This window comes from Streptomyces sp. NPDC006552 (genome assembly GCF_040611655.1).
In the GTDB taxonomy this organism is placed as follows: Bacteria; Actinomycetota; Actinomycetes; order Streptomycetales; family Streptomycetaceae; genus Streptomyces.
Genome location: NZ_JBEXOS010000082.1, coordinates 20,255 through 29,950, shown reverse-complemented (window position 1 = coordinate 29,950; position 9,696 = coordinate 20,255). Strand labels below are relative to the sequence as shown.

The 9,696-nt window shown below is 72.7% G+C and carries 8 protein-coding genes; 2 read left to right on the top strand and 6 right to left on the bottom strand.

What is annotated here, in order from left to right; all coding sequences use genetic code 11:
* On the bottom strand, window positions 1-392 hold a 392-nt coding region (locus ABZY33_RS32130; RefSeq protein ID WP_356495238.1), incomplete at its 3' end, for an SRPBCC family protein.
* Window positions 393-472: 80 nt separating this feature from the next.
* Complete coding sequence (locus tag ABZY33_RS32125; protein ID WP_356495237.1) at window positions 473-1,234, bottom strand: metallophosphoesterase; 762 nt, start codon at window positions 1,232-1,234, stop codon at window positions 473-475.
* Between the two features lie 316 nt (window positions 1,235-1,550).
* Here ABZY33_RS32125 and ABZY33_RS32120 point away from each other — a divergent pair, with 316 nt between their 5' ends.
* Window positions 1,551-3,347 (top strand): AMP-dependent synthetase/ligase, encoded by a 1,797-nt coding sequence (locus ABZY33_RS32120; protein WP_356495236.1) that lies wholly within the window; start codon window positions 1,551-1,553, stop codon window positions 3,345-3,347.
* A gap of 214 nt (window positions 3,348-3,561) precedes the next feature.
* On the opposite strand, the gene ABZY33_RS32115 is transcribed toward ABZY33_RS32120, so the two are convergent.
* Window positions 3,562-4,713, bottom strand: coding sequence for a glycosyltransferase family 4 protein (locus ABZY33_RS32115; protein WP_356495235.1), 1,152 nt, complete (start codon window positions 4,711-4,713; stop codon window positions 3,562-3,564).
* 92 nt (window positions 4,714-4,805) lie between these two features.
* Here ABZY33_RS32115 and ABZY33_RS32110 point away from each other — a divergent pair, with 92 nt between their 5' ends.
* Entirely contained in the window at window positions 4,806-6,056 is a 1,251-nt protein-coding gene (locus ABZY33_RS32110; protein WP_356495234.1) for a glycosyltransferase 87 family protein, read from the top strand.
* A 35-nt stretch (window positions 6,057-6,091) separates the two neighbouring features.
* Here the strand turns inward: ABZY33_RS32110 and ABZY33_RS32105 are convergent, their stop codons facing one another.
* The 3 genes from ABZY33_RS32105 to ABZY33_RS32095 form a co-directional block, all read right to left on the bottom strand.
* A complete protein-coding gene (locus tag ABZY33_RS32105; protein WP_356495240.1) occupies window positions 6,092-7,234 on the bottom strand; it encodes a hypothetical protein in 1,143 nt (380 codons plus the stop codon).
* 94 nt (window positions 7,235-7,328) lie between these two features.
* Entirely contained in the window at window positions 7,329-8,366 is a 1,038-nt protein-coding gene (locus ABZY33_RS32100; RefSeq protein WP_356495233.1) for an NlpC/P60 family protein, read from the bottom strand.
* Window positions 8,367-8,604: 238 nt separating this feature from the next.
* Window positions 8,605-9,630, bottom strand: a complete 1,026-nt coding sequence (locus tag ABZY33_RS32095) for an NlpC/P60 family protein (protein WP_356495232.1) — start codon at window positions 9,628-9,630, stop codon at window positions 8,605-8,607.
* Between the last annotated feature and the right edge of the window lie 66 nt (window positions 9,631-9,696).

Sequence of the window (9,696 nt, the reverse complement as noted above, 5' to 3'; positions counted from 1 at the left end):
TCGATGATGACCTTCTCGGCCTTGCGCTTGATCATCCCGAGCATGGGGATCTTCACGTCGACGGTGAGCGAGTAGGTGACCTCGGTGCCCGTCCCGGCCGGCCGCAGCTCGTACGACCCGTCGAGCGAGCGCAGCATCTGCGACTTGACGAGGGTCCAGGACACCTCGTTCGCACCGGTCCAGGTGTACTTCAGGGTCTGGTCGTCCTTGATCGCGCCGGCGTCCATGACGAGCCGGACCTGCTCGGCGCGGCCCGCCGCGTCCGTCCCGAGGACCTCGGCCTCCTTCACCTCGCCCGTCCAGTCCGGGTAGCGGGCGAAGTCGGCGATCACTCCCATGACGTCGGCCGGTGCCGCCTCGATCGTGATGCTCGAGCTGGTGTGTTCCGCCATCGCGGTGGCTCCTCCAGATGCGGTCCGGCGTGCGGGCGTGTGTCTCGCGTGCAGGCTACCGCGCGTGAGCGGCCCCGCCGTCACCACTCCAGGGCCCAGGGCCGGCCCGCGCTCGCGAAGTGGCCGACATTGACGCACTCCGTGGCACCGATCCGCATACGCCGGGTGAGCGGCTGGTGGACGTGGCCGAAGAGGCTGTAGCGGGGCCGGGTGCGGCGGATCGCCTCCAGGACGGCGCGGCTGCCGCGCTCGAAGCGGCGGGCCACCGTGTCGTAGACCAGCTCGGGCACCTCGGGCGGGATGTGCGTGCACAGCACGTCGACCTCGCCGACGGCCTCGATCTTGGCGGCGTACTCCTCGTCGTCGATCTCGTACGGGGTGCGCATCGGGGTGCGCAGGCCGCCGCCGACGAAGCCGAAGACCCAGCCGCCGATCTCGGCCCGCTGCCCGTCGAGCACGGTGGTCCCGGGGCCCGCGTACTCACTCCACAGGTGCGGCATGTCGACATTGCCGTAGGTGGCGTACGTAGGAGTGGGGAAGGCCGCGAACAGCTGCGCGTACTGCTTGCGCACCGCTTTCTCGATGGCGGGGCGGCGGTCGACGCCCGCCCAGAGCCGGGCGCCGAGCGCGCGCGCCTCGTCGAAGCGGCGGGCCGTACGCAGCTCGACGAGCCGGTCGGCGTTCTCGGTTCCGAACAAGTCGGGGAAAATGCCGCGCGAGTGATCGGCGTAGTCCAGGAAGAGGACCAGGTCACCGAGGCAGACGAGGGCATCGGCGCCGTCGCCGGCCCGTGCGAGGTCGGTGGAGTTTCCGTGCACATCGCTGATCACATGTACGCGCATGCGATCACCCTAGGTCGACGGTTCTACGGTCGGTAGAGGGGGCCGGACCTGCGGTTACTTCTCAGTCGTGAAACGCGTGGACTACTGTGCGCAGTGCACCGCCGTGACGTGTGACGCAGCGAACATCTGGTCTGGACCCCCTACCGAAAAAGCCATACCGGTGGGTAACGTCCGGGCAGTCCAGTCGTGCTCAGTTCAATCACCGCCTCGGCAGCACCGTGTCCGTCGACCGGGTCCTGAGCACCTGCCCGATCTTGGACCGCACCGACGCAGCACACAGAGTCGTGGCGCCGGCGCCTTATGAGGAGCAGCAGTCTTGCGCGAGTTCAGCCTTCCGGCTTTGTACGAGGTCCCCGCGGACGGCAATCTGACCGACATCGTCCGCAGAAACGCCGCGCAGCATCCGGACGTCGCCGTCCTCGGCCGCAAGGTGGACGGCGTCTGGACGGACGTCACCTCGGTCCAGTTCCTCGCCGAGGTGCGGGCCGCCGCCAAAGGCCTCGTGGCCGCGGGCGTGGGCCCCGGCGACCGCGTCGCCCTCATGTCCCGTACGCGCTACGAGTGGACCCTGCTCGACTTCGCGATCTGGAGCGCCGGCGCGATCACCGTCCCGGTCTACGAGACCAGCTCGGCCGAGCAGATCCAGTGGATCCTCGGCGACTCCGGCGCCGTCGCGATCGTCGTCGAGTCGGCCGGGCACGCCGCGGCCGTCGCCGCGGTCCGGGACGGGCTGCCCGAGCTGCGCCACGTCTGGCAGCTCGACGCGGGCGGCGTCGAGGAGCTGAACCGCACCGGCGCCGAGGTCTCGGACGCGACGGTGGAGGAGCGCAGCGGCACGGCCAAGGCCGACGACCCGGCGACGATCGTCTACACCTCCGGCACCACGGGCCGCCCCAAGGGCTGTGTGCTGACGCACCGCAGCTTCTTCGCGGAGTGCGGCAACGTGGTGGAGCGGCTGAAGCCCCTGTTCCGCACGGGCGAGTGCTCGGTGCTCCTCTTCCTGCCCGTCGCGCACGTCTTCGGCCGCCTGGTCGAGGTGGCCTCGCTGATGGCGCCGATCAAGCTGGGCCACGCCCCGGACATCAAGCACCTCACCGACGAACTCGCCGCGTTCCGGCCGACGTTGATCCTCGGCGTGCCGCGCGTCTTCGAGAAGGTCTACAACTCCGCGCGGGCCAAGGCGCAGGCCGAGGGCAAGGGCAGGATCTTCGACAAGGCGGCGGACACGGCGATCGAGTACAGCCGCGCGCTCGACACCGCCAAGGGCCCCTCGCTGGCCCTCAAGCTCAAGTACAAGACGTTCGACAAGCTGGTCTACAGCAAGCTGCGCGCGGTGCTGGGCGGGCGCGGCGAGTACGCGATCTCGGGCGGGGCGCCGCTGGGCGAGCGGCTCGGGCACTTCTTCCGCGGCATCGGCTTCACGGTCCTGGAGGGCTACGGCCTGACCGAGTCCTGCGCCGCCACCGCCTTCAACCCGTGGGACCGGCAGAAGATCGGCACGGTCGGGCAGCCGCTGCCGGGCTCCGTGGTCCGCATCGCCGACGACGGCGAGGTCCTGCTCCACGGCGAGCACCTGTTCACCGGCTACTGGAACAACGAGGGCGCCACGGACGAGGCGCTGGCCGACGGCTGGTTCCACACGGGTGACATCGGCACGCTCGACGAGGACGGGTACCTGCGGATCACCGGCCGCAAGAAGGAGATCATCGTGACGGCGGGCGGCAAGAACGTCGCCCCGGCCGTCATCGAGGACCGCATCCGGGCGCACGCGCTCGTCGCGGAGTGCATGGTGGTCGGGGACGGGCGGCCGTTCGTCGGCGCCCTCGTCACCATCGACGAGGAGTTCCTCGGCAAGTGGGCCACGGACCACGACAAGCCCGCGGACGCGACGGTGGCGTCCCTGCTGGGCGACGCGGATCTGCTGGCCGCGGTGCAGACGGCCGTGGACGACGGCAACGCGGCGGTGTCCAAGGCGGAGTCGGTCCGCAAGTTCCGCATCCTGGGCGCCCAGTTCACGGAGGAGTCCGGTCATCTGACGCCCTCGCTCAAGCTCAAGCGGAACGTTGTGGCGAAGGATTACGCGGACGAGATCGAGGCGATCTACCGGGGCTGAGTCGCGCCAGCGCCGTAGGGGTTCGTCGCCGCTCGCGGGTGCGGCTCTCGTCGTGGCTGGTCGCGCAGTTCCCCGCGCCCCTGAGATGCGCACTCCGTGCGCCATCTCATGGAGCTGCGGCGAAGCCGCATGCTCCAGGGGCGCGGGGAACTGCGCGACCCGCCCCCACCGGCCCGCGGTCGCGAGACAGGCGCGCCCCGCACCCCGGTGGGCGCTACAACAACCCCCGCAAGCGCTCCGCAAGGAGATCCCACCGCCACCGCTCCTCGACCCACGCCCGCCCCCGCTCCCCCATACGCCGCCGCAACTCCGGGTCCCCCAACAACGCCACGATCCGGTCGGCCGCCTCCTCGGGGACACCCCCGCGCACGACCCACCCGGTCTCCCCGTCGAGGACCGCGTCCGGCGCCCCACCGGAGTCGCCGGCCACCACGGGCAGCCCTGTCGCGGACGCCTCCAGGTAGACGATCCCGAGCCCCTCCACATCCAGCCCCCCGCGCCGCGTCCGGCACGGCATGGCGAACACGTCACCGGCCCCGTAATGCGCGGGCAGCTCCGCCCACGGCACCGCCCCCGTGAAGCGCACGGAGTCCGCGACCCCGCTCTCCCCGGCCAGCGCCCGCAGTTCCCTCTCGTAGGGGCCGCCGCCGACGATGAGCAGCACCGCGTCCGGCACGGCGGCCAGGATCCGCGGCATCGCGAGGATCAGCGTGTCCTGCCCCTTGCGCGGCACGAGCCGCGAGACGCAGACCACGACCGGGCGGTCCGTCAGCCCGAGCCGGGCCCGCACCTCGTCCCCGCCGGACCCGGGGTGGAACGTCTTCTCGTCGACCCCGGGCGGCAGTTGGACCATCCGCCCGGCCGCCGCGGGCGTGAGCGCCCCCGCGATCCGCCGGCGCGTGTACTCGCCGAGGTAGGTGATCGTGTCCGTCGACTCGCCGATCCGCCGCAACAGACTGCGCGAGCCCGGCAGCTGGGCCCAGCCGGCCTCGTGCCCGTGGGTCGTCGCGATCAGCCGCCGCGCCCCCGCCCGGCGCAGCGCCGGCGCCATCAGGCCGAGCGGCGCGGCCGCCCCGAACCACACCGACGTACAGCCGTGCTCCCGCAGCAGACCCACCGCGCGCCGGGTCACGCGCGGCGTCGGCAGCAGCATCGTCGTCCGGTCGCGTACGACGGTGAACGGCTGCTCCGCGTCGAAGGCCGCGGTCGCCTCGGCGCCTTCCCGGCCCCGCTTCCACGTGGACGCGTAGACCACGAGCCGCTCGGGGTCCAGGCGCAGCGCCATGTTGTGCAGGAAGGCCTGGATGCCGCCGGGGCGGGGCGGGAAGTCGTTGGTCACGACCAGCGTCTTGTTCGTCTTGTCCATCGCCGCCGACAGTACCGAACGCGCCCGCGGGAAACCGCCACGCCGCCTCGGTCCATGGCCACCACACGGTTCCGCCCGGCATGATGGTTCGAATGAAGACGCGAAATCCCGCAGCACTCCTTGCCGTCTGGGCGCTGACCAGGACGCTGCTGTTGCTGTGCGTCTTCAAGGTGGTCGTCGTCCCCGGCCCGGACGTCACGAGCGACGTCTCCGTGATCTACCAGGGCTGGTTCGAGGTCCTGCGTACCGGAACGTTTCCGCTGGACGACGTCACCTGGCAGTACCCGCCGGCCGCGGCGGTCGCGATCCTCTCCCCCGCGGTGCTCCCCTTCCTGTCGTACCCCTCGGCGTTCTTCCTGCTGGCGTTCCTGGCGGACGCGGCCGTCTTCCTGATGCTGCTGTACGCCGACCGCCGGGGCATGGCGCGGCGGGGCGTCTGGGTCTGGGTGGCGGGCCTGCCGCTGCTCGGGCAGACGGTGTACGCCCGCTACGACGTGATGGTCACCGCCGTCGCGGTCGCCGCGCTGCTGGCGGCGGCCCGGCACCCGAAGGCGGCGGGGGTGGTGGCGGCGGTCGGCGCGCTGCTCAAGGTGTGGCCCGCGCTGCTGCTCGTCGGGGTCCGGCGCGGCCGCGCGACCCGGGAGGCGTGGGGCGTCGCCGCGATGACGGCGGGCGGGCTCGCGCTCACCTTCGTGGTCGCGATGCCGGGCGCGTTCGCCTTCCTGACCTTCCAGCGGGACCGCGGTACGGAGGTGGAGTCGCTGGGCGCGCTGGTCTTCCATGTGGCGCGGCGGTTCGGCTGGTCGGGCACGGTGCAGCTGAACTACGGCTCGGTCGAGTTCCTCGGCCCGTCCGTGCACCTGGTCAGCGTCCTCGCGCAGGGGCTGACGGTGCTCGCCTTCGGCTGGCTGGTGCTGTGGCGGCTGCGGGCGCGGGCCTGGGGGGCGGGGACGCCGGCCGACGCGGCGCTGACGGCGGTGCTGCTGTTCACCACGACGAGCCGGGTGATCAGTCCGCAGTACATGCTCTGGCTCGTCGGTCTCGCGGCCGTGTGCCTGTTGTTCCATGACAGCCGGATGACGCTGCCGGTGTGGCTGGTGCTCGGGGCGACGTTCGTGACGTTCCTGGAGTTCCCGCTGTGGTTCTCCCATGTGGTCGCCAGCGACACCCTCGGGCTCACGCTGCTGCTGGTCCGCAACGGGCTTCTGGTCGCCGCGACGCTCAGCGCCTGCCGGCGGCTGTGGCGGGCGACGGTGGCCGGGCCCCGCGCGAGCACCCCTGTTCCGGCCCCACCGCACGCGGCGCGTTCCGATCTCAGCGAAGCGGCCCCTTCCGGGCGGTGACGCCCGCTCACCGGCGCGGTCACCCGGCGTACCGCTCAGCCCAGTTCGCCGCGCACGTACGCCCGCCACTTCGCCGTGAAGTCGTCCTCGTCGAGTCCGAGGACGCTGCGCAGCGCCTCGTCCACCGCCCCGGCCCGCCGCCGGTGCCCCCCGACCGCCGCGTAGAAGCCGTTGAGCTTCGCCTCGCCCCACCGGTCCGCGATCATCCGGCAGGCCAGCCAGCCGCTCTCGTACGCCCGCGCGAGCCTGCCCGCGTCGCCGCTGAACCCGAAGTCCGCGTCCTCGGGCAGTGACCCCGGCGGCGTGCCCTGCTGTACGGCCCGCCGCAACTCGGGGGCGGCCTCGGCCGGGGTCCGGCCCGTCCTGCGGTACCCCGTCCAGTCCGCGTACCCCTCCGACAGCCACAGCGGCGTCGCGGGCGTCGTCACGGCGCGGGTGGCCACGTGCGCGGTCTCGTGGGTGAGGACGACCTGCTTGCCGAAGGCGCCGAGCACCCCGTACGCCTCGGGGTTGACGATGACCCGGTCCGCGGGCGCCGTGCGCGCTCCGCCCGCCTCCCCCGTCGTGACGGCCGCGATCCCGCGGTAGTTCGCGGCCGGGGAGCCCAGCAGGTCGCCCATCCCGTCCAGGGACCCGGGGACCATGACGACGACGCGGCGCGCCCACTTCTTCCCCCAGGCGTCCGTCACCGCGGGCACCGCCTCGTCGGCGATGGCGGCGTACGACTTCAGCACCGACCGCTGCTGGTCCACGCCGAGCACGAGGCTGTGCGCGCCCTTCACGGCGGTGACCCGGCCCTGTTCCCACAGCTGCTGCCCGGACTTCGCGGCCGGCTCGTCGTCCACCACCCGCCAGCGCCCGTCCTTGCGCAGCAGCGTCAGGGTCCGCTCCGCGACGACCGGCTCCTTGTCGTACCCGTCGACGCGGTACCGCAGCTCGGCCGCCGCGTGGACCCGGGTGCCGGAGCCGTCGAGCCGGGTCAGCCGGTACGCCCAGGAGTCCAGCGGCACCGCGGCGAGATCGAGCAGCAGGTAGGGGTCGGCGCCCCCGGTCGCCCGGTAGGCCGCGCCGTCCTGGTCGAGCACGGCCCGCGCCCGCTTGTCCAGGACGTCCTGCACGGCGGCCGAACGCGCGTCCCCGCGCAGGCCGTCCGCCCCGCAGCCGCAGGCCCCGGCCACCAGGGCGCCGGCGACCACGAGCCACCCCGCCCTGTCCACCGCACGCCCTCGACCAGCCACCTTCCCGATCGTACGGTGTCCCCGGCGGGCGGGCTCAGACCCGGGTCACGGAGGAGACCGGCATCATGCCGACCGGGTCGTAGCGGACCGGGGCGCCGGGGTACGGCGCGTGGATGACCTGACCGTTGCCGGCGTAGATGGCGATGTGGTGGGCGTCGGACCCGTAGGCGACGAGGTCGCCGGGGCGCGCCTGGGAGAGCGGCACCTGCCGGCCCGCGTACCGCTGCGCCTGCGAGGTGCGCGGCAGACCGACCCCGGCCCGCCCGTACGACCACTGCATCAGCCCCGAACAGTCGAACCCGGAGGGCCCGTTGGCACCCCAGACGTACGGCTTGCCGAGCGCCGACTGCGCGGCGGCCAGGGCGGCGGCCGCGCGGGCCGAGGACGCGGGGCCGGCGCCGGCCAGGTCGGGGCGGGCGTCGCCGCGGGAGGCCCGTTCGTAGGCGGCGCGGTCGCCGTCCGGCAGCGAGTTGAGCAGCCGGCGCGCCGTCGACAGCTTCGCCTCGACCGTCCGCTTGTGCTGCGCGACGGCCTTGCGGCTCTTGTCCAGCGCGGCCAGTTTGCGCTGCGCCTCGGCGCGCTCCTGCGCCAGCTCCCGCTGCGCGGTCTGCAGTTCGCTCAGCTCGCCGGCCTGCCGCGCGCTGATCCGGTCGAGGGTGCCGGCCCGGTCGAGGTAGGCGGCCGGGTCGGAGGAGAACATCAGGGCGAGCGAGGGGTCCAGGCCGCCGGAGCGGTACTGCGCGCCGGCCACCATGCCGAGCGCCCGGCGCATCCGGTTGATCCGCTCCTGGCCCCGGGCCACCTGGTCCTGGGAGGCGGCGAGGTCGGCGCGGAGCCGGTCGGCCCGCTCGTCGGCCTTGTTGAACGCCTCGGTGGCGGACTCCGCCTGCTCGTACAGCCGGTCCACGGCCGCCTTGGTGTCGGCCGGCCTGTCCTGCGGGGCGGCGCCCGCGGGGGCCGCGCCGAGGGCTGCCGCGGCCGAAGCGGCGGCGGCCACGGTCAGGACGGTGGCACGGGTGTTCCGGTCGAGATCCGAGAGACCGGAGTGCGCGGTGCGGCGATGGGACCCCACAGGCAGCCGTTTCCCTTCCGCTGGCGAAGCGCTGCACGAGCGCTGACGGTCCCCGTGATCGGGGAATGCGCGCCGACAGTAGCCGCGCGACTACCGCCTGGCCAACGACCGTTCGGGGGCGCACACCACGACGCCCCGCCTCTGACGCAGGTCATGGGCGGGGCGTGGGGTCAGCGAGCGGAACCGGAATTCGCCCGAACGGGCTCGTTTTCCGCGCCGCTCGGGCGGGGCCGTGAGGTCAGATGCGGACGCCGAACTGGAACGAGCCGATCGTGCTCATCGACTCGTAGCGGACGACGGCGCCGGGGTGCGGGGCGTGCAGCACCTGGCCGTTGCCGGCGTAGAGGCCCACGTGCGCGAGGCTGTTGAAGAAGACGAGGTCACCGGGCTTGAGCTGGCTCATGCCGATCTTGGTGCCGTCGTTCTGCTGGGTGTACGTGGTCCGGGTCAGGGAGACACCGGCCTGCGCGTACGCCCACTGCGTGAGGCCAGAGCAGTCGTAGGAGTTGGGGCCCGTGCCACCGGAGACGTAGGCCTTGCCGAGCTGGGTGGCGGCCGCGCTCAGGGCGGCGCCGCCGCGCTGGGAGGCGGGCACCTCGCTGCCGAGGTCGACGCGGCCGGCGGAGCCTCGGCTCGCGCGGGTCTCGGCGTCGGCCATCTTCTGGCGCTCGGCGGCGGTCAGGGTGTTGAGCAGCTTCTGCGCGGAGCCGAGCTTGCTCTGGACTTCCTTCTTCTTCTTGCCCAGTTCGGTGCGGGTGTCGGCGAGGTCCTTGAGCTTCTCGGAGGCCTCGGCGCGCTCCTGCGCCAGCGTGCGCTGCTTGTCCTGGACCTTCTTGAGCGACTGCAGCTGCTGGGCGCTGAGCGAGTCGATCGTGGACGCCTTGTCCAGGTAGTCGTCCGGGTCGGCGGAGAGGAAGAGCTGGACGGAGGGGTCGATGCCGCCGGAGCGGTACTGCTGGCTGGCGAGCGAACCGAGGCCCGTGCGCAGTTCGTTCAGGTCCTCCTGGCCGCGCGCGACCTTGTCCTGGAGGTCGCCGATCTCCTGCTCGAGCTTCTGCTGCTTCTCCTTGGCCCCGTTGTAGAGGTCGGTGGCTTTCTCCGCCTCTTCGTAGAGCTTGTCGACCTTGGCCTTGACCTCGCTCTTGTCGGGCTTCGGCGCGGCGTTGGCGGCCTGCGCGGAGAGCGCCACGGCAGCGGCTGCGGTCGCGGTGAGCACGGTCACACGGGTGCGGCTCGGCTGCTTGGGTCGACGGTGGGACGCCACGAAGGCGAGCTCCTTCTTCCTCCAGCCGCCCACGCAATCCCCCGGTGGGCGGTGCCCCTCCACCGT

What these genes read in the sequence shown, in the direction of transcription:
- ABZY33_RS32110 (WP_356495234.1), top strand. Translation starts at nt 4,806, where the DNA reads ATGAAGACGCGAAATCCCGCAGCACTCCTTGCCGTCTGGGCGCTGACC.
- ABZY33_RS32125 (WP_356495237.1), bottom strand. Translation starts at nt 1,234, where the DNA reads ATGCGCGTACATGTGATCAGCGATGTGCACGGAAACTCCACCGACCTC.
- ABZY33_RS32115 (WP_356495235.1), bottom strand. Translation starts at nt 4,713, where the DNA reads ATGGACAAGACGAACAAGACGCTGGTCGTGACCAACGACTTCCCGCCC.